Origin of the sequence: Campylobacter concisus (genome assembly GCF_003048875.2) — a bacterium.
GTDB lineage: Bacteria > Campylobacterota > Campylobacteria > Campylobacterales > Campylobacteraceae > Campylobacter_A > Campylobacter_A concisus_AU.
This window is the reverse complement of record NZ_CP049264.1, coordinates 1,337,687-1,362,363: the sequence shown is the minus strand read 5'-3', so window position 1 is coordinate 1,362,363 and position 24,677 is coordinate 1,337,687. Positions and strand designations below refer to the sequence as shown.

Sequence of the window (24,677 nt, the reverse complement as noted above, 5' to 3'; positions counted from 1 at the left end):
TGAATATAAATTTATGGAGCCAAGCTGGCTTCAAGAAATTTAAATATAAATAGAATTTTAAAGAGCAAAGCTGGCTCTTTAAATTTAAGCCCGAGTTGAAATTTAGCGCGCTAAGCCAGTCCCAAAATTTAAACTTAAAGCTAAGCCAGTATATCCTTTGGCTTTAGCTCGTTTAGCTTTTGCACCAGATCATCAAAGCTCGCGCCATTTTCGACCTCACGCCTGATAAATTCCTCAAAAAACTCGCGTTTTATATCCTTATCCGTGTAGGTCACGCTCTTTTTGGTAACTTGCATAGGCTTAAATTTCTCTTCTTCTATATCTTCATCGCCATCTTCCCTAACTGGTACAAGAGCGATATTTTGCAGCACATCAGCGATATTTTCGCCCTTTTCATAACTTGTTTTTAGAAATTTCAAAAACTCATCTTTGCTGTTTTTATCAGCGTAGCTTACACGCTGTAGCATCGCTTGACCTAAGATCTCTATGCGCTTCTTAGCCGATGTTTGCTCATAAGAGAGAGCGCCATCTTTAAAAGAAATTTTTACATTTGCATGCTCGCCAAGTATCCTTTCGGCGGTAAATTCCAGCCATTTGTCTTTAAAATCGTCGATACTTAGATCAGAATCTAGCAAATTTGTAGCTTCACGGCTTAGATGAAGCGCGCCATTATTGTGATTGATCATGATGCCAATAGTGTCGGTGGCACTAGCGGATATATTGTAAGTTTTGTTAAATTCATCTACGCTAAAGCCGTTTTTCTCGCTAGTTAGGATGGAATTTAACCTCCAAAGCTTCGTGCTATCAACGAAATTTTTAAGGCTAGCAACTTCATCTTTACCCATCTTGCTATCAAGGCCATTTATCTTGCCCCAGATAGAAATTTTATCATTTGACGAGTAGCCAGAGAGCGATAGATGCTTGATGTCTAGGGCATTGGGAGAAATTTTTACTTTGCCTAAATTTGCGATAGTCGTTGGCTGCTTATTAAAAGCGTCTTGATAGTTAAAGCTTTGATTAAGTCCATTTAGTGCGTTTATCATGTCAAATCCTTTAACACAATATCGGCAAATGGATTTAAATTTTAAGTTGGATTATTTTTTATTGCGGTATTTTTCGAAAATGGCGATCATCTGGTGCGAGTCTTGCGCGACTTTGAGCTTGTTTGGGTTTTTGCTAAGTAGCTCTTCTCTTAGAGCGTCGATGAACTCCTTATCCTTTTTACAGGCTTCAAGGCTCACACGCCCTCTAAGTATAGCCATAAACATAATATCGGCAGTCGCGTTTATCATCTCAAGCATTTTTTCTTCGCTCATTTTTCTAAATTTTGCCCCTTTTTAAGCAAATATTATTCCTTTGTGCTTACAAAATTTATTATTTTTACCTCTTGGCTCTCTTTGCAAGCCTCAAGTGTAGCTGCGTTTTTCACCATGTGAGCGCTCTTCATGTGCTCTTTTTGGCTCTCTAAATTTTCCCAGCTCTCCATAAAGCAGTATTCGCTTTTAGTGCCCGCAACTACGCCGCACTCATAGCTTATGCAGCCTTTGTCTTTTCTTGAAGCTGGCACGATCTCTTTTAAAATTTCTTCAAATTTCGCCTCACATCCAGCTTTTAACTTTACATTTACATAAAATCCTACCATTTGTCTATCCTTTAATATTTTTTGGCTAAAATAACGCAATTTAGACGCAAGTTTGCGTATTACATTACAAGGCCTTTTCATGACAAGATGATACAAAATAGTAAATTTATAACTCATAAAACCAAACAAATTTAACCAAATATCGGAGAAAAAATGAAAAGACGAGACTTTTTAAAGCTTGGTGCCTTAAGCGCAGCAAGCCTTCAAGCAAAAGAACTTGACGGAGCAGCTCAGGCGCTTTTTGACAAGCAAAGCGGGCTAAGTGCAAACAAATTTGGCCCATTTTATGTAAGAACTATCGCAGGCCGCGTTGTAGAGACTGAGCCATTTGAGGGTGATGCGTGCCCAAATGAGCTAAACAACGCACTTCTTGATCATATCCAAAATGAAAGCCGTGTAAAATATCCATTTGTTAGAAAGAGCTTTCTGGCTGACCCAAACAACCCAAAGCCAGAGCTTCGTGGCAAAGAGGAGTTTGTGCGCGTGAGCTGGGATGAGGCGATAAAACTAAGTGCGAAAATTTTAAAAGAAAATTTTGATAAATACGGCGCTGAGGCGATATACGGACAGGTTTATCAGTGGGGTAGCCTTGGTAAAGTCGGCCACAGCCAAAAGACCGCAAAGAGGCTACTTAACGTGCTTGGCGGCTATGTAAATGAGCTTGGTGGCTACTCATACGGCGCAGCAACTGTCATTTTGCCTCACGTCACTGGCTCGATCGATCCAACACTCGCGCCAACAAAGTGGGAGGCTATCTTAAAAAATGCCAAAACGATCGTATTTTGGGGCACAAACCCAGTCGTTTCAAACAAGATCGCCATTGGCGTGCCGCTTCACAACTCATACAAATACTACGATGAGATCAGAAAAAAGGGCGAGAGCGGCGAGATGAAAATTTATAGCGTCGATGTTTATCACAACGAAAGCGCAAGATATTTTGGCGCAAAGTACCTTGAAGTCGTGCCTTGCACCGATACGGCGATGATGATAGGCATGTGCAACTACCTTTTTGAAAAGGGGCTTTATAGCAAAGAATTTATAGAAAAATACACCGTTGGCTTTGATAAATTTAAAGAGTACATGCTTGGCACAAAAGACGGGGTCAATAAAAACCTAGCTTGGGCAAGCAAAATTTGTGGCGTGAGTGAGCAAGAGCTGGCGAAATTTAGCGAGGACCTAGCTAAAAACGACTCGGTCATAGTTAGTGGCTACGCCATCCAAAGGCAAGATCACGGCGAGATGGCCTACTGGGCACTTGTGACGCTAAATGCGATGCTTAGACACATCGGCAAAGAGGGTTGTGGCTTTGTCACAAATGACGGCATGCACAAAAATGCTGACGAGAGCTTCATAGCGCCTAAACTAGCGGCTTTTGAGACGAAGGTGCCACAAAAATTCATTGATAGTGGCCTTGTGCCAAAGACTAAGGGCTATGAGCTACCAAACTCAAGGCTCATAGACGCGCTTTTAAGCCCTGGCAAAGAGATAACTAGAAATGGCAAGAGCTACAAGCTACCAAAGATCAGAGTGATGTTTAATGCCAACGGCTCGACATTTACAAGGCATCCAGAGACCAACAGAGTGATAAAAGCTATGCAAAAAGTGCAAGCGATCATCACTTGCGAGCCATTTTGGACGAGCACGGCAAAACTAAGCGACATCGTCCTGCCAGCTGCGCTTGAGTGCGAGCGAACGGACATCGAGATGGCAAACTCGACTAACGAGTATCTCTTTGCCATTAAGCCACTCGTCGCACCATTTGGCGAGAGCAAGAGCGACTTCGAGATCGCAAGGCTCATCGCAAAAGAGTGGGGCAGAGAAGAGGCATTTAGCGAGGGCAAAAGCGAGCTAGAGTGGGTCAAAGAAATTTACGAAGATGCCGTTAAAAAGGCTGCTGGGCTTGGGTATGAGAGCATGCCAAGCTTTGATGAGTTTTGGCAGAAGGGATACTTTAGATTTGACAAGGTCGATGAGAAAAAACGCTACTTTACAAACTATAAGAAATTCCGCGACGACCCAGTGGCAAATCCGCTAAAAACGCCATCTGGCAAGATAGAAATTTACTCTGAAACGGTCGCTGGCTTTGGCTACGATGACTGCCCACCGCATGCGACGTGGCTTGAGCCCTTTGAGTGGCTGGGCGCAAAAAATAAAAAATACCCTATCGCCATCAGCGGCGCGCACTCTAAATTTAGACTTCACTCGCAGCTAAATAACTCTGTTCTTCGCCATTTTAACGAGATCGCAGAGCGCGAGCCAGTGCTCATAAACCCAAAAACAGCCGAGGCTAGAGGGATAAAAATGGGCGACGTGGTGAAAATTTACAACGACAGGGGCGAAATTTTGTGCGGTGCATTTGTGACCGAGGACGTGCCGCAAAACGTCGTCATCGTGAGCGAGGGCGCTTGGTACGACCCAGATGTGCCAGGCGAGAAGAGCCTTTGCTTGCATGGAAATTTAAACGTGCTCACAAAAGACGTGCCATCAAGCAAGATGAGCCAGAGCAACACCGCTCACACGAGCCTTGTCGAGATCGAGAAATTTAAGGGCACGCCAAAACGTGTCAGGGCGTTTGACGCACCAAAGATCGCCGCAAGAAAGGCCTAAAAGTAACACTTTAAAAATTTAAAGTGCTAAAAGCTATCCTTTTTTAAATAATTAGAGTTAAAATCTAAGAAAAAAGAAAGGATAGCTCATGAAAATAGCCGAAATAGACACCCCAGCACTGCTCATAGACAGGGAAATAGTGCTAAAAAACTTATACAAAATGCAAAAATATGCTGATAAATTTAACGTAAGCTTAAGACCACATACCAAAACGCACAAGATGCCATACTTTGCAAAACTGCAAGTAGAGCGCGGCGCAAAGGGCATCACGGTGGCAAAGGTGGGCGAGGCTGAAGTGATGGCAAAAGAGGGGCTAAATGACATCTTCATCGCAAATGAGATCGTCACAAGGCAGAAATTTGCTCGCATCATAGCTCTTTTAATATCTGGCATTAAAGTGAGCTTTGGCGTCGATAACGTGGGCGTTTTAAGGCTTATTGATGAGGTCTTTGGCGAGGCTGGCGAGATAGCTAGGCTGCTTGTCGAGATAGAAGTTGGCGAAAACCGCTCAGGCGTCATAGAAGAGGGCGATTTTAGAGCTTTGATGAGCGCTTTTAAAGAGTGTAAAAACGTGGAATTTTGTGGTGTTTTCTCGCATGATGGCCACTCATACAAGGCAAAAGATAAGCGTGGGTGCGAGCAAATTTTTAGGGTGGCAACCAAGAGGACGCTAAAATTTGCTGAAATCGCGCGTGAGTTTGGGTATGAAAATTTTACTGTTAGCATTGGCTCGACGCCCTCACTGATAAATGATTTTGAGATACCAAAAGGCGTTACGGAGCTTCGCCCTGGCACATATATATTTATGGATGCGTCGCAGGCAAATGCTTATGGTAGCTTTGATATGAACGCTGCTAGTGTGCTTGCCACGGTGATCTCAAGACCGACTGCGACCCGCACGATCCTTGATGCTGGGGCAAAGGCGCTAACCAAAGAGAGGCGCAGCGAGGGCTTTTGCACGACGCCTGGCATGGGACTCATCGCGGAGCATGAAGTGTGGATAGATAGCCTATTTGACGAGCATGCGATCATCTTAAACGAGAAATTTGCAAAAAGCGTGCGCGTGGGCGATCTCGTGCGCATCTATCCAAATCACATCTGTCCGGTGGTAAATTTGTATGACTACGCCTATCTCGTAAGCGGCGATGAGGTCTGCGAAAAGGTGCCAGTTTTGGCAAGAGGCAGGATAGAGTAGGGATTTGCTTGGGCTTTATGTAAAAATTTAAATTTTAAAATTCAATAAAGCTTTTTTGTAAATTTTAAAATTCCATTCACTCACAAGAATTGACTACTAAAATTTGGCTTCGCTTATCGCTTAGTTCAAATTTTAGAGCCGAAATTACTCGCTCATGAAATTTTAAAATTTACTTAACACCTTACTTGATTTAATAAAGCAAATTTGCAAATTGTAAAACCTTACTCACTCGCCTTAGCAGACTACTAAATTTAGGCTGCACTTCATTTATCACTAAATTTAGAGCCGTGATATGCCAACTCTAATTTTAAAATTTGCTCAAATTTGACAAAACCGCATGCAGTGCGCCAGCACCATTGCATGCCACTTCTAACGTGCGAGGGGATTGGGGGATTTAAAAAGGGGGATAAGGGGACGGCTTCGTGCCTGCCTTGCAGTTGCGAGCCTGCAAAGCAAAATTCAAGTCATCTTGCCTCCATATTGAATAAAAAGATTTTTATAAATTTAATAAAGCTATTTTCAAATTTTAAAATTCCATTCACTCTAAAGAGTTGGCTACTAAAATTTGGCTTCACTTACAGCTTAGCTCAAATTTTAGAGCCGAAATTACTCGCTCATAAAATTTAAAATTTAATAAACCACATGAAAATATAAAGCTCTATCAAACATCTTTCTGCACTCGTATCAAATTTTCAAACACATTTTAAACCAAATTTCACTCTTATAAACGCCGTCTAACTTTTAAGTGTTATAATTACGGCAAAATAACGATTTTAAGGAGAAAGTATGCGATCACGCATAATCACTGGCGTTTTGTTGTTTGCCTTATTTTTAATTATTGTATATACAAACAATCCTTATTTAAATTACACATTACTTGGCGTCGTTTATTGTTTCGCATTTAAAGAATCATTAGATCTTTATGGCATAAAAAATAAAAAATTAACCTATGCAGCGCTTATTATTTATGGATTTTTACCTTTTACTGATCCGATCTTTTTATCAATAGTAGCAGTTATGTTTGTTGCTTCTGTTTTAGCTTATCAAAAAAATGAAAACTTAAAGATAGTGGCACCGTTCATCTATCCTACTATACCTATTCTTATGATGTGGATGCTTTTATTACAATATGGGATTGAGTACCTTGTATGGCTTATCTTAAGCGTAGTTGCGAGCGATAGTGGCGCATTTTTTATTGGCAAAGCCTTTGGTAAGCACCCATTTAGCCCAAGCTCACCAAACAAGACCATCGAAGGTGCAGTTGGCGGCGTGATACTAGGCACGGTAGTTGGCTGCATAGGCTGCATAGTTGGAGATTTCGTATCAAAAGGCTTTTTTCAAATTTTATTTTCAAGCTTCTTAGTCTGCGTCTTTGCGGTCTGGGGAGATCTCTTTGAGAGCTATCTAAAAAGACTTTGCGGCGTCAAAGACAGCGGTTCGCTTTTTCCAGGTCACGGCGGCATGCTTGATAGGATAGATGGCTATTTATTTGGCGTTGTTGCGCTACTTTGGTCGCTATCGTGGTAATACTTGGCTCAACTGGCTCGATCGGTAAAAATGCTCTTAATCTTTGCGAAAAATTTAATGTAGAGGTTGAGGCGCTAAGCTGCGCTAAAAACGTAGCTTTGCTAAATGAGCAAATTTTAAAATTTAAGCCAAAATTTGTTTGTGTGGGCGACGAAAAGCTAGCTAAAAATGTAAAAAACATTGAAGCTAAAAACATCTTTTTTGGCGAGGCTGGACTGCTAGAAATGCTTGAAATTTCAAGCTCAAAAAAGGTGATAAACGCCCTTGTGGGCTTTGCTGGCCTTGCTCCTAGCCTAAAGATACAAGCACTTGGTAAAAAGCTAGCACTTGCAAACAAAGAGAGCCTTGTAGTTGGTGGCAAGTTTTTAAAAACAAGAGAAATTTTACCCATTGATAGCGAGCATTTTGGGCTTAAATTTCTATTAGAAAATAAAACAACTCCAAGCAAGCTCATCATCACAGCAAGCGGTGGGGCATTTTATAAAAAACCGATCAAATTTCTAAAAGATGCTACGCCAAGCGACGCTCTAAAACATCCAAACTGGGATATGGGCGCAAAGATAACGATTGATAGCGCGACGATGACAAACAAGCTTTTTGAGGTGATGGAGGCCTACTGGCTTTATGGCATAAAAGATATCGAGGCCGTGATAGAGCCAACCTCAGCCATCCACGCCATAGTCGAATTTATCGATGGCTCAAGCACGATGCATCTCTCGCGAGCAGATATGAAGCTAGCTATCGCGCACGCTATGCTTGAAAAAGTTGAGCAAAATATCGTCTCGCACGCAAATTTACTCGATCTAAAAAGTATCAAATTTCATAAAATAAGCCCTAAAAAATATCCAGTCTTTTCGCTAAAAGATGAAGTCTTAGCTAGTCCTGATCTAGGTGTCGTCATAAACGCTGCAAACGAGGTTGGAGTATTTAGCTTTTTAGAGAAAAAGTGCTCATTTTTAGATATATCAAGGCTTATTTTAGGCTCAGCAAAAAAATTTAAGAGTCTTAAAATTTCAAGCGTAGATGAAATTTATGAAGTTGATAAAGAGGTTCGAGAATACGCAAAAAGGATGCTAAATGCAAAGATATGAGGGGTATAAATTTGATCTTAAGCAAAGCTTGATCGGTGTGCAGTTTTTATTTGTCGCCTTTGGCGCGCTCGTGCTCGTGCCTATCCTTACGGGGCTTGATGCAAATGTAGCGCTTTTTACCGCTGGCCTTGGCACGCTACTTTTTCAGCTAATAACTAGAAAAAACGTCCCGCCGATCTTTCTAGCAAGCTCGTTTGCCTTCATCGCTCCGCTTCAGTACGGCATCGAAAAATGGGGCATACCAGTGACTATGGGTGGCGTTATATTTGCTGGATTTTTCTACGTCGCGCTAAGTCTTGTGGTTCGCTTTGGCGGCGAGAAAATTTTGCATAAAATTTTGCCTCCAGTTGTCGTTGGTCCTGTCATCATGACCATAGGTCTGATACTAGCTCCAAATGCCGTTAAGATGGCTACTTCAGCTACCCAGACCTACACCCAAAACGTAGCTATGATGGTAGCAGCCACCTCGCTTATCGCCACTATCGTTGTCATGATGCTAGGACGGGGGATGTTTAGGCTCATACCGATCCTGCTTGGCATCATCGCTGGCTACATCGTGGCTTACTGCTTTGGCATGGTTGATTTTAGCGCCATCGCAAACGCCCCTTGGTTTAGAGTGCCAAGCTTTAGCGCACCAAAATTTGAACTTGAAGCGATCATCTACATGATACCTATCGCCATCGCCCCAGCGATCGAGCACATCGGCGATATGCTCGCTATCTCAAACGTCACAAAAGAGGATTTTTTGAAAAATCCAGGGCTTAAAAACACCCTTTTAGGCGACGGCCTAGCCACCTCGCTAGCTGCTGCCTTTGGTGGTCCGCCAAACACCACCTACTCAGAGGTCACAGGCGCAGTTAGCCTTACAAAAGCGTATAATCCAGCGATCATGACCTTTGCAGCGATCACTGCTATCGTGCTAGCCTTTGTTGGCAAGCTTGGCGCAGTGCTCTCAACCATCCCAGCTCCAGTCATTGGCGGCATCATGCTGCTACTTTTTGGTATCATCGCAAGCGTTGGCATGGAGACACTTATAAAAAACAGAGTCGATCTTGCCGATCCTAGAAATATGATAATCGTAGCCCTCATCTTCATCTTTGCCATCGGCGGCATGGTGCTTGACCTTGGAGCGGTTAAATTTTCAGGTATCGGACTTGGCGCGGTTACTGGTATAGTTTTAAATTTGCTTTTGCCAAAAACAAAGCATTACGAAGGATATTAATGCGTAAATTTAGACTTTTTTTAGCAGCTCTTGCGGCTGCAAGCCTTGCAAATGCAAGCGCACTGGACTATGCACTTATCAAAAAAGGTGAGCCAAGTAGTAATACTATGCTCTTAATCGGTGGCATACAAGGCGACGAGCCAGGCGGTTTTTTGGCGGCCTCTATCGTGGCGACTGACTACAACATCACAAAAGGCTCGCTTTGGGTCGTGCCAAATTTAAATTTCCCAAGTATCATCGAGCGAAGTCGCGGCACAAAGGGTGATATGAATAGAAAATTCGCCCATGTCGAAAAGGACGATCCAGACTACAACTCAGTGATGAAGATAAAAGACGTCATCACCGACAAAAACGTCACTCTCATCTTAAATTTACACGATGGCAGCGGATATTATAGAGATAAATTTATAAGCAAGGACGAAAATCCAGACAAATGGGGCAATACCTGCATCATAGACCAAAGCACACTGCCAGGCTCAAAGTACCCAGAGCTTGAAAGTATCGCATCAAGCGTAAAAGATGTGCTAAATAAGCACCTCATAGACCCAAAACATCAGTATCACGTCAAAAACACGCACACAGCGTTGGGCGACAAAGAGATGCTAAAAAGCCTTACCTACTACGCTATCACGCAAAACAAGTCCGCCTTTGCAAACGAAGCTAGTAAAAATTTAAACGCCGAGCAAAGGACATATTATCACCTAGTAGCGATTGAGGAGTATATGAAAAAGACTGGCATTAGCTTTACTAGGCCCTTTGAGCTCGATGTCAAAAGCGTGAAAAAGGCGATCGAAAAAGAGATCAGACTTGAGCTGTTTGACAGCTACGCTCTTAGCCTTAAAAATTTAAAGCCTGTGATAAGCTTCGTGCCATTTAAAAAGGGCGAGCTAAGCTACCATTCGCCAAATCCACTAATCGCCGTTATAAAAGATAAAGATAGCTTCAAAGTGCAGTATGGCAACCGCTCTGTCACAAGGCTAAAGCCGCAATACTTCGAGTTTGCAAAGCCGCTTGATAAAATTTCTCTCTTGGGCGATGGCAACGAGCTTGTGCTAAAAAGTGGCGATAAATTTAGCGTTAAAAAGAACTTTAAGGTAAAATCGCTCAAAAACGTGCGCGTAAATGTCATAGGGTACGGCACAAAAAGTGTTGATGAAAGCGAGCAAGATATCGATAAAAACAGCCTAAACAAAAGCTATAGCATAGATAAAGATGGCAAAATTTACCGAGTTGAGTTTTATAAAAGCGAAAATGGCAAAGAGAAATTTGCCGGCATGATACTAGCGGAGTTTAGATGATACTTGGCATAGAAAGCAGCTGCGATGACAGCTCTGTTGCGCTCATAGATGAAAGCACGCTAGAGCAAATTTATTATAAAAAGATCTCGCAAGAAGAGGAGCACGCTATCTTTGGTGGCGTGGTCCCAGAGCTTGCAGCGAGGCTTCACACAAAGGCGCTACCAGCACTTTTAAACGATATCTTGCCAAATTTAAAAGATATAAACGCGATCGCCGTGACAAACGAGCCAGGGCTAAGCGTGAGCCTGATAGGAGGTGTGAGCATGGCAAAATCGCTAAGCATCGCCCTAAATATCCCACTAATCGCCGTAAATCACCTAGTTGGCCACATCTACTCGCTATTTTTAGACCATGAAGCCACCTTTCCGCTTGGCGTTTTGCTAGTTAGTGGCGGACATACGATGATACTTGAGATTAACGAAAATGGCGAGATTACAGAGCTTGCAAGCACAAGCGATGATAGCTTTGGTGAGAGCTTTGACAAGGTGGCAAAGATGCTCGATCTTGGCTATCCAGGAGGTGCTGTGGTGCAGCAAAACGCACTTTTGTGTGAGGATAAAGAGAGATTTAAATTTACCGTCCCACTTCTTCACGACAAACGCCTTGAATACAGCTTTTCAGGGCTTAAAAACCAAGTAAGAGTTGAAATTTCAAAGCTTGAAACTATCACACAAAAAGATATCTCAGATATTTGCTACGCCTTTGAAAATACGGCTTGTGAGCACATCTTAAATAAGCTTGAAAGGGTTTTTACGCTAAGAAATTTCAAGCGCTTTGGCGTTGTTGGTGGAGCGAGCGCAAATTTAAATTTACGCAAAAGGCTTGAAACTCTTTGTCAAAAAAATGAGTGCGAGCTTTTGCTAGCACCAATTGCGTTTTGCTCTGATAATGCGCTGATGATAGCAAGAGCTGGTCGCGAAAAATACCTAAAAAAAGAGTTTATCTCACATGATAAGCTAACTATAAATCCAAGGGTTAGTTTTAAGAAATTTGAGCTAGATCTATAATTTTCTTCAAAACCTTTTATTTAAAATTTCCTATTTTTAAATTTTTAAAACAATACAAATTTGCGCTATTTCAAGCTTAAATTTTCAATAATTATTTTAATAAATTATATTTATGTAATTTATTTTAATAAAATCATAATAATTTAAACTTTAGTTTGGTACTATTTTGTCAAATTTACAAAAAGGTAAAATGATGAAAAAGGCTCTATTTCTAGGATTTAGCGCACTTTTATTATTAGTGGGCTGCAAGGAAAGCAACATAGGCATTGTAAAAAACTACATTTTAAAAGGTAACAAATCAATAACAATAGGCTCAGCGATAGATAGCTTTAAAGGCTGTACAAGCACCCAGTGGCAAGACATCAGTAGCGACGATAAAAAAGTGGTTAAAGTAAGCTGCGTGGTAGGAAAAAATGTACTTGAAGATGAGTTTGAAAGAAAAAATAGCGGCTACATAAAAGCTCTAAATAATGCAAAAGCTGCTCAGCAAAAAAGAGTTGATAACAGCCTGGAGCTAGCACTTGATAGCGCAAATAGCATATTAAAAAGTGGTAAAAGCATAGACAAAGAGACTATTTTATCAATCGTAAACAAGCACTGTAAATTTGATCCGACAAAAGAAAATGCTGGCTACCTAGCCTCTGTTAGCTGCGACCTTGAGTTTAAAAATGAGCTTGCTCAAAATTTAGATATCAAACAAAAATGGGTCTTTGACAACGTCGTAGCCCAAAGCAAATATGCCGCCTACTACTCGCAAAAAGAGCCAGAAGTGATCTATTTTGGTGGAAATGCTAGAAAGGTAAATGAGAGAGTTATTGAACTCACTTTCACGATAAATAGCGATAAAAGTGTGGGCATCTCAAAGGTTACAAAGATAGATGATGGTGATACTAAAGATATAAACCGCGGTTTGGTTGCGATGTTTTACGCAAGATAAATTTTGCTACTAAAATAAATATCTTTAAGTTTAAAAGTATTACATTTTAAAAGCATGCTATAGCTCATTCGAATAAGAGCAAATTCGATATTTTGGAAGCTAAAGCTGTATTTTACTTGTAACAAAAACTCAGTGCTTTTTTGATACTATTTTTTGTAACTGTGCGAAGTTCTCTTATATCTTTTTGCTTGAGCGCCATCCTCATTTTTTGATAGCTTCATAAGTAAAAATTTAATAAAATCCCAAAATATTAACAAAAAGAGTCTTTATGGATGAGTTTTTAAAACAGGCTTGGCGTGCAAATAAAATTTATACAAATGCTGCTGCTAGCGTGCCATTTTACCCAGATCTGCTAGCTCTTCTTTTGGTTTGCGACGAGAGAAATTTAGATCAGTTTATGGCGCTTGATGAGTTTAGAGCGGTGCTAAAAAGGCTTAAGGTTGAGCTTGATATATTTAGCATACAAAGTGCACAGCTTGCAACTCTTAAAGCGTTAAATAAGGCTAAAATTTCAATCGATGAGATAGTAAAATACCTAGAAATATTGCGTGATGAAAAGATCATAGATGATGAGAAATTTGCCTTTTTAGAAAAGATCATAAGCAAAAACAAAGGCGCCAATGAGGCTAAAATTTCTCATACCAAGCCAAAAGATCACTTCCATAAAAACCTAGACTTTTTAAATGAGATAAACGAAAAAGCAAGCTTGCTTGATAATGAAAAAACTTTTTTAGAGGCACTTGCGGCAGCCAAAAAAAGATCAAACGAAACACTTTTTAACATAGCAGCAAGCGGCGTCATAAACTCTGGCAAATCAACCCTTTTAAACGCCCTTTTAAACAAACCCGTCCTTGGCGCTTCAAACGTGCCAGAAACGATAAATTTAACCATTTTAAAATACTCCAAAGATAGCTTTGCAAGGGTAAATTTTTACACCTTAGATGAGCTTTTAGCACTTGGCATACCAAGTGAAAATTTACCAAGCAAAAGCGTAGATATCGGCATAGATGAGATAAAAAACTACACATCATCAAGCTCAAAAACAGCAAATCTCGTAAAAAGCGTAGAGCTTTATGACGACTTGGAGCTTTTAAAAGACAACGTCTGCATCATAGACACGCCAGGCATCGATGATGCGGTGGTTTTAAGAGAGCAGATCACTACAAATTTTATGAGGGAGTGCGACCTTTTGGCTCACCTCATGAACGCCTCACAAAGTGCCACGCAAAAAGACGCTCTATTTTTAAAAAAATGCCTCGAAAACTCGCATATCGTAAGGCTTGCTGTGGTGCTAACTCACGCTGATGAGCTAAGCGCTAAAGAGCTAAACGAGACGCTAAACTACACAAAAAAAGCGATCGGTGAGCAGATAAATGGCGTTGAGATTGATTATTTTGCGCTTAGTGCAAAAAGCTACTTAGAAGGCGCTGCAAATAGCGGTGTAGAGGAGTTTAAGGACTACCTTTACGAGGTGCTCTTTGGCAAAAACTCTAAAAAATCAGCCCTTATCTTAAGCTCGTATCAAAAGGAGCTAAAAAATATCCTAAATAGCAAGCTTGAGGCCACTAAGGCTGAAATTTTGTCGCTCAAAGCTTATGAAGTGGAGCTTAAAAAGCTTCAAAATGAGCAGGCAAGCGTCAAAAACGCACTTAGTGAAAATTTCTCTAAACTTGAAAGCCTAACCAAAAACGAGCTTGCAAAGCTTGAAAGTAGCAATACCAAAAACATCTATAAAATGGGGCTTGAGACGCTTTTACAAAACCTAAACGATAAGGTAAAAAGCGAGATAGCCTACTGCAAAAGCAAAAAGCAAAGCTTAAATTTTGAGCGCCTAGAACAAATCGCAAAAACAACGCTTCGCGACGGTGTGATGGCACTTATGAGAGAGGCTAGAAACGAAACTTTAGTGCAAACAAGATCATGCGAGCAAAATATCGCTTTAAATTTTGATGATTATGTGATGAGCAAAGATGAGATTTTTAGCATCAATGACTTTTTAGAGCAAATGGGCGTAAAGCTTGAATTTAAGGAGCTTTTAGCTGCATTTAGAGCGAAAATTTCAAATGACGCAAGTGAAGCACTTTTAAGCTTAAAAGAGGGCTTGCTAAAATATAAAAACATCTCTCAATTTTGTGAAATTTTAACTGATCATGAAAAAAATCGCCTTTTAAATCTCATAAAAACCTATGAAAGCGCTCAAAAAGCCACGCTTGATAAGAGGCTAAAAGAGCTAGATCGTGAGCTAGAAAAGCTTAGCTCGCAAAATCAAAACTCACTTTTAAAACTAAAAGAGCAAAACGCCTTGCAAGATGAAATTTGCTCGCTTTTAGGGGAGCTAGAAAATTTTTAACGAGTTTATAAATGCCTATAAGGCGAGATATTTTAAGGTTTTTACAAGCGACTTTAAGGGCGAGCTAGCAAGGCTAGTAAATGAGCTAAATGATCCAAGCCTGCACGCAAGCGATGAGATAAAAGAGAGCCTAAATTTACTAATCGACACTCTAAATGAGCCGCCTCTAATCGCTGTTATAGGGCAGTTTTCAAGTGGCAAATCAACATTTTTAAACGCTCTGCTTGGACAAAACATCTTGCCATCAGGTCTAACGCCTGTCACGGCAAAGGCTGTGCGGCTAAAATTTGCAAAGATGCCGCTTCTTAGCGTGAAATTTACAAATGGTAGCGAGAGCTTGCTAGCTAGCAGCGAGCTTACAGAGCTAAACGCCATGAGCGAGCAGATAAAAAGCATGACACTTTATGCGCCAAGCGAAATTTTAAAAGAGGTAAATTTCATCGACACGCCCGGGCTAAACTCGCTACGAGATGCCGACACGAAAGAGACCAAAAACACGCTAAAAAAGGTTTGCGGCGCGATCTGGCTAAGCCTCGCAAACAACGCAGCAAAGGCTAGCGAGCTTGAAAGCGTAGAAGAAATTTTAAAGACAAACGATCTAAAGGCACTTTGCTTCATCAACCAAAAGGATAAGCTAAGTAAGTACGAGCTTGAAAGCTTGCTAAAGCACGCTAGACAAACTTACGGCGAGCTGTTTGAAGATATCATCGCTATCTCGTCAAAGCAGGCGCTCAATGGCATCACAAATGAAAACAAGAGCGAGCTAGAAAGCTCAAATTTCGCTAAAGCACTAAGTGCGATAAAAGAGACGTTTTTAAACGCGAGCTTTAAAGAAAATTTCATAAAAGCAAGGGCGAAAAAGATAGTAAATTTTTTGATTAGCGAGCAAGAAAACCGCCTAAAAGTTTATAGCGCAGCTGATGAAATTTTGGATAAATTTAATGCCACGCTTGAAGAAAAACTAGAAGCTATAAAAGAGGAGTTTAAGCCTAAAATAGCCCTGCGATACAGCGATATGAGCGAGGCTATCAAGCTTGCAAGCGATGAAGTTTTTAAGCTGCTTAAGCCATTTTCTAGGACAAAATTTAACCCATCAAAGACGCTTTTAAACAAAGAAATTTATAAGCGAGAAAATTTTGAGATGATAAGCCTTGACACGGACGAGGTCTTTTCAAAGCTCATCTATGAAGACGTCGTATTTTCTAAATTTTTTAAACGCTACAAAAGAGATCTAAAAGGGCTTGAAAATGAGATCATATCGGCTTTTGATGAGCTTTATAAAAGCTTAGAAGATGAGCTTTTCGTTTACAAATCTCGCTATGAGAGCTTTAATCCATTTGATGAGTTTGCCTCAAACTACGAGACAAAATCGATAAATACCTACGCTGGCAGGACCTATGAGAATTTCTTAAGAGAGTATGAAAATGCCAAATTTAAGGCGACGCAAAAGATATCGCTCTTTTTTGAAAAGCTTGACGTAAAGGTTGCGTCAAACTACGAAAATGCACTTAAACTTGCGGTTTATTTTTTAAAGCAAAAGATCGAAAACTCGCTAAATTCGCACCTGCAAATGGGCACGCCACTCTACATCCCAAGCGCAAAAGAGGTTTATGAGCGCATGCTAAATGCCTTTAGCCTTTATGAATTTGACGATCTTATGTGCTCAAATAACTCTTTTTTAAATAAAACTTTGCTTGATATAAAGACCGAATTTAATGAAATTTACGCCCAAAAAATAGCGATGCTTGAGCGCCTAAAGGCAAAGCCAAATGAGCAAATTTTAAAGCTAGAAAAACTGCAAGAGAGTTCGGTGATATTAAAGTAAAATTTGACTTCAAACTGCGCGTGCAAGTGTCTTGCAAATTTTAAATTCGCTAGCATCTTTAAAAATTATTTTCCTCAAAAAAGTCGGTGTCGATCTTGTAAATTTCATATATCTGGCTTGTTTGAACGCCTACTTTATACTTTATCATTAGCTCAGTTAGTTTGTCGCCATCTATCAAGACTACGCTAAAGTTTTGACTATCTTTGGCAAACGTTTGGGCCTCTTTTGTAAATTTTGCCGTTGTAATAAAGACGCCTTTTTTGGTATTTTTATTTGAGATAGCACCGATGAATTGCTAAATTTCTTGGCTACCTATGCTGCTGCTATCCTTATATCTTTTGTAAATTTTGGGAAGTCTAGGCTCATCCATGATGTCGTCTAATCCTTTGTTTGTAAGACTTCCAGTTTCATAGTTCATTTTTTCTAAAATGCTAGATAAATTTTCATCAATTTTGTAATCTTAAAAGCTATAATCACCGCATGAAATATATAAGCCTAACAGAGTTTTTCTCTGATAATATCAATTTATTTATGAACGTGATTGCTTCATTGTTCGCGCTATTTTTTTGCTTTAGCACCGGATTTGATCTTTTATTTTTTATTACCTTGCCACTTGGCTATATAATGGGCATAGTCTTATCGTTTCCGATTTTAATATTTGTATTTTTCTTATTTGCAGCGCTAGATATTTGTATCTGTATCTTGGTCTCTGTTTGCAGAGTTTTTAAATAAATTTGGGGCTTTTTACAGCCCCTTTGCTACTTTATAGCAGCCATTTTTCTACGCATATAAGCTATGCGGCTTTGAAGTGGTAGGTGTTTTGGGCAGTTGTCTTCACAACCAAGCAAAGTCATACAACCAAATACACCATCATCATCGCCGATTAGCTCGTAAAAGTCCTCGTCAGTTCTCTTATCAAGCGCGTCTATCTTAAATCTAGCAACCCTGTTTAGACCAACAGCGCCGATGAAATCAGGTCTCATGATAGCTGTTCCGCAAGATGCGACGCAAATTCCGCACTCTATACAGCGATCAAGCTCGAAAACTTCTTGAGCGACTTCTGGTTCAACTTTCTCTTCAAGCTTAGAGATATCTGTCTCGTGATCTGTGTGTATCCAGCTCTCGACACGCTTGCTCATAGCGTTCATCCAGTTGCCAGTATCTACGCTTAGATCTTTTAGTAGTTTAAAGACTGGCAAAGGCATAAGCTCGATGACACCGCTTTCAAAGTCTTTTGTTAGAGTTCTGCAAGCTAGGCTTGGTTTGCCATTTACTAGCATGCCACAACTTCCGCAAATTCCCGCACGACAAACAAAGTCAAAGCTAAGATCTGGATCAAATTTCTCACGAATTTGATTTAACGCGATAAATAGCGTCATACCATCGGTCTCTTCAAGCTCATAAGTCGCAAAATGAGGCTTTGAAACTTTGCTTAAAGGATTGTATTTAAAAGCTTTTATGGTTATTTTTCTACTCATTTCCTATACCTGCTCTTTCATTTGGTGCTTTATATTTTGGTTGAAGGTCATAGTGCATCAAAGCCTCTTGAATTTCTTGTCTGCTCTTGCCTTCTGCTTGCATTTTCTCGCGAATTTCATCGACCTCTTTTTGGCGGATAGCGCTGTTTGGATGCTCGATGATATTTCCTTTTGCACCATAACCTCTAAATGCTGGCGGCATTTCCATCTTCATGATATCAAGTGGCTCATAAGTGATAGTTGGCATAGTGTCGCCTTCTTTCCAGCTTGTAAGCGTTCTGTTTAGCCAGTTAAGGTCATCTCTCTTTGGATAGTCTTCACGGCAGTGAGCACCACGGCTCTCTGTTCTATCAAGCGCACCTTTTGCGATACAAAGTGCTAGTTTTAGCATCTTTGGCACGCGGTAAGCCTCTTCAAGCTCTGGGTTGCCAAATAGTGCTTTGTTGCTTACTTTTACATCAAGTGACTCTTTGTAGAGTGCTTCAAGCTCTTTAACAGCAAGCTCTAGACCTTTGCCTGTTCTAAATATCGCAACGTGCTCCCACATTACCTCTTTCATCTTGTTTTTGATATCAAAGACGTTAAATTTACCCTCTTTTGTGACGAGGCTATTTAGATAGTCTTCTTGTTTTTTAACAAATTTCTCGATATCAGCTGTGTTTATCTCGATCTCGTGGCTAGCGCAATAATCTGCAAAATAATCACCAACGATCATACCAGCGACGACTGTCTCAGAAACTGAGTTACCACCAAGGCGGTTAAAGCCGTGCATATCCCAGCAAGCAGCCTCACCAGCGCTAAATAGACCAGCTAAAGTTGGGCTCTCGCCAGTTGGTTTTGTCTTGATGCCGCCCATTGAGTAGTGCTGCATAGGTAGGATCGGCGCCCAGCCTTTGCCACGCTGATGTCCTGTCTCATCAGTATATACTTCAGTGTCAGCAGGATCGATGCCGTTAAAAATTTCGCAAATTTCTTGAACGTCACGTAAATTTTTCTCGATGTGCTCGCGTCCAAGGATAGAGATATCAAGCCAAACGTGATAGCCATAAGGGCTAGGCACACCTTTGCCTGCACGGATGTGCTCCATGATACGGCGGCTAACGACGTCACGGCTAGCTAGCTCTTTTTTCTCTGGTTCATAATCAGGCATAAAGCGGTATCCATCAACGTCACGTAAAATTCCGCCATCGCCGCGGCAACCTTCTGTTAAAAGAATGCCAGATGGGACGATCGGAGTTGGGTGAAACTGAACAGCTTCCATATTGCCAAGCTGAGCTACGCCAGTCTCAAGTGCGATCGCAGCGCCGATACCTTCGCAAACAACAGCGTTTGTAGTGTGTTTATAAACTCTACCATAACCGCCAGTTGCTATAAGTGTGCCTTTTGAAACATAAGCTGTGATCTCGCCATTTACTAGGTCACGAACGATCGCGCCGTAACAGCGGTTATTTTGGTGTATCAAAGCGATCGCCTCTTTGCGGTCATGAATTTCTACATTGTGCTTAAGCGCTTCGTTTGCAACAGCAAAAAGCATGGTGTGACCAGTTGCGTCAGCTGTGTAGCATGTTCTCCACTTTTTTGTACCACCAAAGTCACGTGAGTGGATAAGGCCATGAACCTCTTCTTTTTCAACGATAGTTGTCTTTTGAGCGTTGATGATAGCGCTTCTTTCGCCTTTTGTGATCCTAGTCCAAGGCACACCCCAAGCTGCAAGCTCTCTAATAGCTTTTGGTGCAGTTTGACAAAACATACGTGCAACTTGTTGATCGCAGCCCCAGTCGCTACCTTTTACTGTGTCAGCAAAGTGTACATCTTCGTTATCGCCTTCACTCATTTTAGAGTTACCAAGGCTTGCTTGCATGCCGCCTTGTGCAGCAGCAGAGTGAGAGCGTTTTACAGGGATGAGGCTCAAAACTACGGTGCTTAAACCCTTTTCTCCAGCAGCCACAGCAGCTCTAAGACCAGCTAGACCGCCACCAATTACCAATGCGTCATAATATTTTACATTCATCTTCTAGCTCCTTTTTAATGGCTGATCCACACGAAGTCAGCGATCAAAGCGATCACAGCAAGTATGCCATAAATGACAAATACAACTGTCTTTGCCTTATTTCTTTTGGCAAACATTTCGTGTTTATTTACGCCATCAATGCTTACCCATTTGACATATAAGCGGTACATGCCAACGCTAGCGTGAACGACCATGAAAACAAGTAGTGCGAAGTAGAAAATTTCTAGTTTGTGAAAAGCAGCAGCTGATTTGTCAGCAGTGATGTGTCCGCCAAAGATGATGTCGATGAGGTGGGCGCTTGCTGCAAAAAATAGAGCAAAGCCTGTTAAAAACTGGAACCACCAAAGTGTGGTATCAAGGTGCTTCATGCGGTCTTTGTGGCCTCTAAACATTAAATATTGTCTGTAATTCGCAGGAAATTTTCTCATTGCCAAGAAGGCGTGAGTTACAAAAACTACAAAGATAACAGCAGCTATAACATTTGTGATCCACCAAGTAGCCTCGCCAAATAAAAATTTAGCCTCTGCAAATCCTACAACAGCGTTAAATGCGTCTTTGCCAAGTAGTATAGTAGAAGTAAAAACCATATGGCACAATATGAAACAGGCTAGAATAAATCCTGTAATACTTTGCCATCTATCCCAAGCGGCTGGAGTGCGGCTTTTTTTGCCGTCCGACCGTTTCCCCAAAAAACCTTCTATAAGCCCGGTCATGAGCCCTCCTAAGAAATTTGAAATAAGTTATCATTTCTTAATACTAATTTAAACATTAGCATTAATTGATAAAGCTAATGTTATCAGAACTTTACTTTAATAAATTTTAAATATTGACATTAAATTTTCGTAAATCTCTTATAGAGTTTAATATAGACAAAAATTCCAAACCCGCACATAATAAGTGACAAAATTTGCCCCATTGATAGACCATAAATAATAAATCCAAGTCCAGAATCAGGCTCTCTGTAAAATTCACAAACAAATCTTGCAAATGTGTATAAAATGGCGTAAAGTGCTATGAGCTCGCCATTAAATTTCTTATATTTTCTATATAAAAATAAAATGACAAAAATAACTAAACCTTCTAAGAATGCCTCATAAAGCTGACTTGGATGTCTTGGCTGACCAAAGACATTTATCGCCCAAGGCACGTCTGTAACCCTGCCAAAAAGCTCTTGATTTAAGAAATTTCCTATCCTGCCAAAGGTGTAGCCAAAAGGTATGCAAATGGCGCAAAGATCAAGCAACTGCCATGCGTTTTGCTTATATCTTTTACAAAATAAAATTGTCACTAGCAAAAAGCCAACCACAGCGCCGTGGTAACTCATACCGCGAATTCCTATAAACTCGCCGTTGTGGATTGGATTAAAAATTTGCCAAGGCTGCGTTAGATAATATCCCGTTTCGCCAGAATAAACTAAAACCCAGCCAAGTCTAGCGCCTAAAATAACGCCTATTTCTACCCAAAAAAAGTAGTTATCTAAAAGTTGGTTTGAGATAGGGATATCATCTTTTTTAACGAGATACTTTGCCATGGCGAGCGCCAAAACAAGGGCCAAAATATACATAAGCCCATACCAGTGCACGCTAAAGCCAAAGAGGCTAAAGGCGACTGGGTTGAAGTGGTTATAAATGTCGTTCCAAATTTCCATTTTTTACTTTCTTTTTAAATTTATGCGATTTTACAATTAATAAATAAACAGCGCTTTGCTACCAAGTGGCAAGGCTAAAAATTTAAACTCGCTTGCTTCAAATTCTTTACAAAATTTAAATAGCTCAGCAAACTCGGCCTCGTTTAAATTTACGCTCCAGATCGCTCCGGAGTCATTAAATTCTCTTTCAAACTCGCTTAAATTTTTAGTAGCAAAATAGTGCTCAAAGCGGCTCATCAGCGAAAATGGCGTAAAAAATTTAACCTCATCTTTTAACTCAAATTTCATCACGCCACCATCTTTTATGGCTTCATTTATCGCTTCATTCACAGCCCCAGAGTAGGCTCTAACTAGCCCTCCAGTGCCAAGCTTTATCCCGCCAAAGTAGCGAACTATCAAGACCCCAACGTTTATAAGCTGTGCTCCTCTTAGCGCGTTTAGACTTGGCTGGCCGCTAGTGCCCTTTGGCTCGCCATCATCACTTTGATTTTCAACGATTTGTCCATATTTGTTTAGCTCCCTTGTCGCCCAAACTACGTGAACGGCCTTAAAATGCTCCTCTTTTAGGTGTTCGTGCAAGCTTTTAAACGAGCTTATAGGGCACAAAAATGCTAAGAAATTTGACTTTTTTATATCAAGCTGGGCTTTGAAAATCCTATCAATCGTCTGCAAATTTGCTCTTTTTTAAAAATTTTAAAAATCTTATCAATTTGCTAATTAAAGCCTTGTAAATTCAGACAAATTTATATTATTAAGGAAAAGATAGTAGAATTTTGCAATTTTTCACGAAGGACTAAAATGATACAAACTTGCCTATTTCCAGCGGCTGGATATGGAACGAGGTTTTTACCAGCTACAAAATCGCTCCCAAAAGAGATGTTGCCGATCCTTACAAAACCGCTCATTCACTACGGCGTTGATGAGGCGCTTGAGGCTGGCATGGACAATATGGCCTTTGTCACAGGACGCGGAAAAAGGGCGCTTGAGGACTATTTTGACATCAGCTACGAGTTAGAAAAAGAGATCGCAGGCAGCTCAAAAGAGTCACTACTAAGCGAAGTTAGAAATTTAATGAGCTCATGCACATTTTCATTTACTAGGCAAAATGCCATGAAAGGGCTTGGACACGCCATTTATACGGGCAAAACTCTAGTTCGAGATGAGGCTTTCGGGGTCATTTTGGCAGATGATCTATGTATAAATGAAAATGGCGAGGGCGTGCTTTCGCAAATGGTTAAAATTTATGAGAAATACCGCTGCAGCGTCGTTGCAGTGATGGAGGTGCCAAAAGAGCAGACTAAGTCTTATGGCGTCGTAAGCGGTAGGTTTATAGAAGATGATCTCATAATGGTCGATGATATGGTTGAAAAACCTGATCCTGCTGAGGCTCCGACAAATTTAGCGATAATCGGACGCTACATTTTAACGCCAGATATTTTTAACATTTTAGAGCGAACAAAGCCAGGCAAAAACGGCGAAATCCAGATCACAGACGCACTAAAAACACAGGCAAAAGATGGCATGGTGCTAGCTTATAAATTTAAGGGCAAGAGGTTTGATTGTGGTAGCATAGATGGCTTTGTTGAGGCTACAAATTTCTTTTACGAGCGAAATAAATGATAGAGACTTGCTTTAAATTTAACTTTGCAAGCAGCGAGGTCATCGACTCCTACGCCAAACGCATAAACGACGAGTACGAAAGCGGCGAGATAGGCTACTACCATCTGCCAGTGCTTGGGCAAAATTTACTTGGCGAGATCGAGGAGTATGAAAAGGGGCTGGCTCATATCAAAAATGTAGTACTTGTTGGCATAGGCGGCAGCAGTCTTGGCGTAAAGGCGCTAAAATCAATGCTTGATGGCACACAGGGGATAAAAAGAGAGCTTTTATTTTTAGATAACGTCGATCCTTGCAGCTACAAAAGCACGCTTAGTGGGCTAAATTTTGACGAGACGCTTTTTATAATAAGCTCAAAATCAGGCAACACGATCGAGACGATTACTATTTTTAAATGTTTGCTTGATGACTTTAAACCTCAAAATTTAGGCAAAAATTTTCTCATCATAACTGATCCTGGGACAAATTTAGAAAATTTCGCCAAAGAAAATGGCATCAAATTTTTTAACATCCCAAAAAACGTGGGCGGGAGATTTAGCGTGCTAAGTGCGATCGGCCTTGTGCCTCTTGGTATCTGCGGCTACGATATAAAGGCACTTTTAGAGGGCGCGCTTGCTTGCAAGAAGCAATACATCGAGCAAAAAGATAGCTCCATAGTCGCAAAAGCCTACCACTACGCTACTAGCAGAAATGCCAGCATAAATGTCATATTTAGCTATTGCGATAGATTTTTTGAATTTAACGACTGGTACGTGCAGCTTTGGGCGGAGAGCCTTGGCAAAAAACGAGGCTATAAAAGGGTCGGCCTTACGCCAGTTGGACTTGTTGGCAGCCGTGATCAGCACAGCTTTTTACAGCTTATCATGGATGGCGTAAAAGATAAGAGCGTGACTTTTATAAAGATAAAAGATCACGCTAGCGACAAGACTATCTCAAATCTAAGCCTAAAAGGGCTTGAAGAGTGCGATTTTGTGGCGGGTCTAAGCCTAAATGAGCTTATAAATTTACAGTGCGATGCGACGGCTATGGCGCTAGTGCAAGAGGGTATAAGTGTCGATGCGATCACGCTTGAGAGGCTTGATGAGTTTCATGCTGGCTGGCTTATTTTTTACTACGAGCTACTAACCTCGGCTACTGGTATCATGCTAGGCATCAACACCTACGATCAGCCAGGCGTTGAGATAGGAAAACGTATCTTAAAAACCATGCTTTTAAAGTAGAA

General features: G+C 40.8%; 21 protein-coding genes. 12 read left to right on the top strand and 9 right to left on the bottom strand.

What is annotated here, in order from left to right; all coding sequences use genetic code 11:
- Positions 1–140: 140 nt before the first annotated feature.
- From CVT07_RS06830 to CVT07_RS06820, 3 genes are read right to left on the bottom strand one after another with little or no spacing between them, the layout of a single operon-like run.
- The gene (locus CVT07_RS06830) at positions 141–1,043 is read right to left on the bottom strand and encodes a hypothetical protein (protein WP_107936303.1); all 903 of its coding nucleotides are present in this window, start codon (positions 1,041–1,043) and stop codon (positions 141–143) included.
- Positions 1,044–1,094: 51 nt separating this feature from the next.
- Positions 1,095–1,316 carry a hypothetical protein gene (locus CVT07_RS06825; protein ID WP_002941152.1) on the bottom strand — a complete coding sequence of 74 codons (222 nt, stop codon included), beginning with the start codon at positions 1,314–1,316 and terminating at the stop codon, positions 1,095–1,097.
- Between the two features lie 32 nt (positions 1,317–1,348).
- Entirely contained in the window at positions 1,349–1,642 is a 294-nt protein-coding gene (locus CVT07_RS06820; protein WP_107936301.1) for a putative quinol monooxygenase, read from the bottom strand.
- Positions 1,643–1,795: 153 nt separating this feature from the next.
- Here CVT07_RS06820 and CVT07_RS06815 point away from each other — a divergent pair, with 153 nt between their 5' ends.
- The 10 genes from CVT07_RS06815 (at position 1,796) to CVT07_RS06770 (ending at position 16,701) form a co-directional block, all read left to right on the top strand.
- Positions 1,796–4,249 carry a molybdopterin-dependent oxidoreductase gene (locus CVT07_RS06815; RefSeq protein WP_107936299.1) on the top strand — a complete coding sequence of 818 codons (2,454 nt, stop codon included), beginning with the start codon at positions 1,796–1,798 and terminating at the stop codon, positions 4,247–4,249.
- 88 nt (positions 4,250–4,337) lie between these two features.
- Positions 4,338–5,444 (top strand): D-TA family PLP-dependent enzyme, encoded by a 1,107-nt coding sequence (locus CVT07_RS06810; RefSeq protein WP_107936297.1) that lies wholly within the window; start codon positions 4,338–4,340, stop codon positions 5,442–5,444.
- 786 nt (positions 5,445–6,230) lie between these two features.
- A complete protein-coding gene (locus CVT07_RS06805) occupies positions 6,231–6,971 on the top strand; it encodes a phosphatidate cytidylyltransferase (protein WP_107936295.1) in 741 nt (246 codons plus the stop codon).
- The gene (gene dxr, locus CVT07_RS06800) at positions 6,953–8,062 is read left to right on the top strand and encodes a 1-deoxy-D-xylulose-5-phosphate reductoisomerase (RefSeq protein ID WP_107936293.1); all 1,110 of its coding nucleotides are present in this window, start codon (positions 6,953–6,955) and stop codon (positions 8,060–8,062) included. Before CVT07_RS06805 ends, dxr begins: the two co-directional genes overlap by 19 nt.
- On the top strand, positions 8,049–9,284 hold the full coding sequence (locus CVT07_RS06795) for a uracil-xanthine permease family protein (protein ID WP_107936291.1): 1,236 nt from the start codon (positions 8,049–8,051) through the stop codon (positions 9,282–9,284). Before dxr ends, CVT07_RS06795 begins: the two co-directional genes overlap by 14 nt.
- The gene (locus CVT07_RS06790) at positions 9,284–10,582 is read left to right on the top strand and encodes a M99 family carboxypeptidase catalytic domain-containing protein (protein ID WP_107936289.1); all 1,299 of its coding nucleotides are present in this window, start codon (positions 9,284–9,286) and stop codon (positions 10,580–10,582) included. Before CVT07_RS06795 ends, CVT07_RS06790 begins: the two co-directional genes overlap by 1 nt.
- The gene (gene tsaD / locus CVT07_RS06785) at positions 10,579–11,589 is read left to right on the top strand and encodes a tRNA (adenosine(37)-N6)-threonylcarbamoyltransferase complex transferase subunit TsaD (protein ID WP_107936287.1); all 1,011 of its coding nucleotides are present in this window, start codon (positions 10,579–10,581) and stop codon (positions 11,587–11,589) included. Before CVT07_RS06790 ends, tsaD begins: the two co-directional genes overlap by 4 nt.
- A 193-nt stretch (positions 11,590–11,782) precedes the next feature.
- Entirely contained in the window at positions 11,783–12,526 is a 744-nt protein-coding gene (locus tag CVT07_RS06780) for a hypothetical protein (RefSeq protein WP_107936285.1), read from the top strand.
- A 268-nt stretch (positions 12,527–12,794) separates the two neighbouring features.
- A complete protein-coding gene (locus CVT07_RS06775; protein WP_107936283.1) occupies positions 12,795–14,876 on the top strand; it encodes a dynamin family protein in 2,082 nt (693 codons plus the stop codon).
- Positions 14,869–16,701 carry a dynamin family protein gene (locus tag CVT07_RS06770; protein ID WP_107936281.1) on the top strand — a complete coding sequence of 611 codons (1,833 nt, stop codon included), beginning with the start codon at positions 14,869–14,871 and terminating at the stop codon, positions 16,699–16,701. The genes CVT07_RS06775 and CVT07_RS06770 overlap by 8 nt, the downstream gene beginning before the upstream one ends.
- A 295-nt stretch (positions 16,702–16,996) precedes the next feature.
- Here CVT07_RS06770 and CVT07_RS10265 read toward each other — a convergent pair whose 3' ends face one another.
- The 6 genes from CVT07_RS10265 to CVT07_RS06740 all read right to left on the bottom strand — a co-directional run bounded on the left by CVT07_RS10265 (position 16,997) and on the right by CVT07_RS06740 (position 22,510).
- Positions 16,997–17,119: a hypothetical protein gene (locus tag CVT07_RS10265; protein ID WP_269059561.1), complete on the bottom strand. Its 123-nt coding sequence runs from the start codon at positions 17,117–17,119 to the stop codon at positions 16,997–16,999.
- Positions 17,120–17,459: 340 nt separating this feature from the next.
- Positions 17,460–18,179, bottom strand: a complete 720-nt coding sequence (locus tag CVT07_RS06760) for a fumarate reductase iron-sulfur subunit (protein ID WP_004317555.1) — start codon at positions 18,177–18,179, stop codon at positions 17,460–17,462.
- Positions 18,172–20,190: a fumarate reductase flavoprotein subunit gene (locus CVT07_RS06755; protein ID WP_004317497.1), complete on the bottom strand. Its 2,019-nt coding sequence runs from the start codon at positions 20,188–20,190 to the stop codon at positions 18,172–18,174. Before CVT07_RS06755 ends, CVT07_RS06760 begins: the two co-directional genes overlap by 8 nt.
- 14 nt (positions 20,191–20,204) lie before the next feature.
- Entirely contained in the window at positions 20,205–20,903 is a 699-nt protein-coding gene (locus CVT07_RS06750; protein ID WP_035160410.1) for a fumarate reductase cytochrome b subunit, read from the bottom strand.
- 119 nt (positions 20,904–21,022) lie between these two features.
- A complete protein-coding gene (gene lgt / locus CVT07_RS06745) occupies positions 21,023–21,838 on the bottom strand; it encodes a prolipoprotein diacylglyceryl transferase (RefSeq protein WP_107936277.1) in 816 nt (271 codons plus the stop codon).
- Positions 21,839–21,874: 36 nt separating this feature from the next.
- Positions 21,875–22,510, bottom strand: a complete 636-nt coding sequence (locus CVT07_RS06740; protein ID WP_107936275.1) for an IMPACT family protein — start codon at positions 22,508–22,510, stop codon at positions 21,875–21,877.
- 126 nt (positions 22,511–22,636) lie between these two features.
- Here CVT07_RS06740 and galU point away from each other — a divergent pair, with 126 nt between their 5' ends.
- Together galU and CVT07_RS06730 are read left to right on the top strand one after the other, a co-directional pair.
- Positions 22,637–23,458, top strand: coding sequence for a UTP--glucose-1-phosphate uridylyltransferase GalU (galU, locus tag CVT07_RS06735; RefSeq protein ID WP_087586283.1), 822 nt, complete (start codon positions 22,637–22,639; stop codon positions 23,456–23,458).
- Positions 23,455–24,675, top strand: coding sequence for a glucose-6-phosphate isomerase (locus CVT07_RS06730; RefSeq protein WP_107936273.1), 1,221 nt, complete (start codon positions 23,455–23,457; stop codon positions 24,673–24,675). The genes galU and CVT07_RS06730 overlap by 4 nt, the downstream gene beginning before the upstream one ends.
- Positions 24,676–24,677: the final 2 nt, after the last annotated feature.

What these genes read in the sequence shown, in the direction of transcription:
- CVT07_RS06830 (WP_107936303.1), bottom strand. Translation starts at nt 1,043, where the DNA reads ATGATAAACGCACTAAATGGACTTAATCAAAGCTTTAACTATCAAGAC.
- CVT07_RS06825 (WP_002941152.1), bottom strand. Translation starts at nt 1,316, where the DNA reads ATGAGCGAAGAAAAAATGCTTGAGATGATAAACGCGACTGCCGATATT.
- CVT07_RS06820 (WP_107936301.1), bottom strand. Translation starts at nt 1,642, where the DNA reads ATGGTAGGATTTTATGTAAATGTAAAGTTAAAAGCTGGATGTGAGGCG.
- CVT07_RS06815 (WP_107936299.1), top strand. Translation starts at nt 1,796, where the DNA reads ATGAAAAGACGAGACTTTTTAAAGCTTGGTGCCTTAAGCGCAGCAAGC.
- CVT07_RS06810 (WP_107936297.1), top strand. Translation starts at nt 4,338, where the DNA reads ATGAAAATAGCCGAAATAGACACCCCAGCACTGCTCATAGACAGGGAA.
- CVT07_RS06805 (WP_107936295.1), top strand. Translation starts at nt 6,231, where the DNA reads ATGCGATCACGCATAATCACTGGCGTTTTGTTGTTTGCCTTATTTTTA.
- CVT07_RS06795 (WP_107936291.1), top strand. Translation starts at nt 8,049, where the DNA reads ATGCAAAGATATGAGGGGTATAAATTTGATCTTAAGCAAAGCTTGATC.
- CVT07_RS06790 (WP_107936289.1), top strand. Translation starts at nt 9,284, where the DNA reads ATGCGTAAATTTAGACTTTTTTTAGCAGCTCTTGCGGCTGCAAGCCTT.
- tsaD (WP_107936287.1), top strand. Translation starts at nt 10,579, where the DNA reads ATGATACTTGGCATAGAAAGCAGCTGCGATGACAGCTCTGTTGCGCTC.
- CVT07_RS06780 (WP_107936285.1), top strand. Translation starts at nt 11,783, where the DNA reads ATGAAAAAGGCTCTATTTCTAGGATTTAGCGCACTTTTATTATTAGTG.
- CVT07_RS06775 (WP_107936283.1), top strand. Translation starts at nt 12,795, where the DNA reads ATGGATGAGTTTTTAAAACAGGCTTGGCGTGCAAATAAAATTTATACA.
- CVT07_RS10265 (WP_269059561.1), bottom strand. Translation starts at nt 17,119, where the DNA reads ATGAACTATGAAACTGGAAGTCTTACAAACAAAGGATTAGACGACATC.
- CVT07_RS06760 (WP_004317555.1), bottom strand. Translation starts at nt 18,179, where the DNA reads ATGAGTAGAAAAATAACCATAAAAGCTTTTAAATACAATCCTTTAAGC.
- CVT07_RS06755 (WP_004317497.1), bottom strand. Translation starts at nt 20,190, where the DNA reads ATGAATGTAAAATATTATGACGCATTGGTAATTGGTGGCGGTCTAGCT.
- CVT07_RS06750 (WP_035160410.1), bottom strand. Translation starts at nt 20,903, where the DNA reads ATGACCGGGCTTATAGAAGGTTTTTTGGGGAAACGGTCGGACGGCAAA.
- lgt (WP_107936277.1), bottom strand. Translation starts at nt 21,838, where the DNA reads ATGGAAATTTGGAACGACATTTATAACCACTTCAACCCAGTCGCCTTT.
- galU (WP_087586283.1), top strand. Translation starts at nt 22,637, where the DNA reads ATGATACAAACTTGCCTATTTCCAGCGGCTGGATATGGAACGAGGTTT.
- CVT07_RS06730 (WP_107936273.1), top strand. Translation starts at nt 23,455, where the DNA reads ATGATAGAGACTTGCTTTAAATTTAACTTTGCAAGCAGCGAGGTCATC.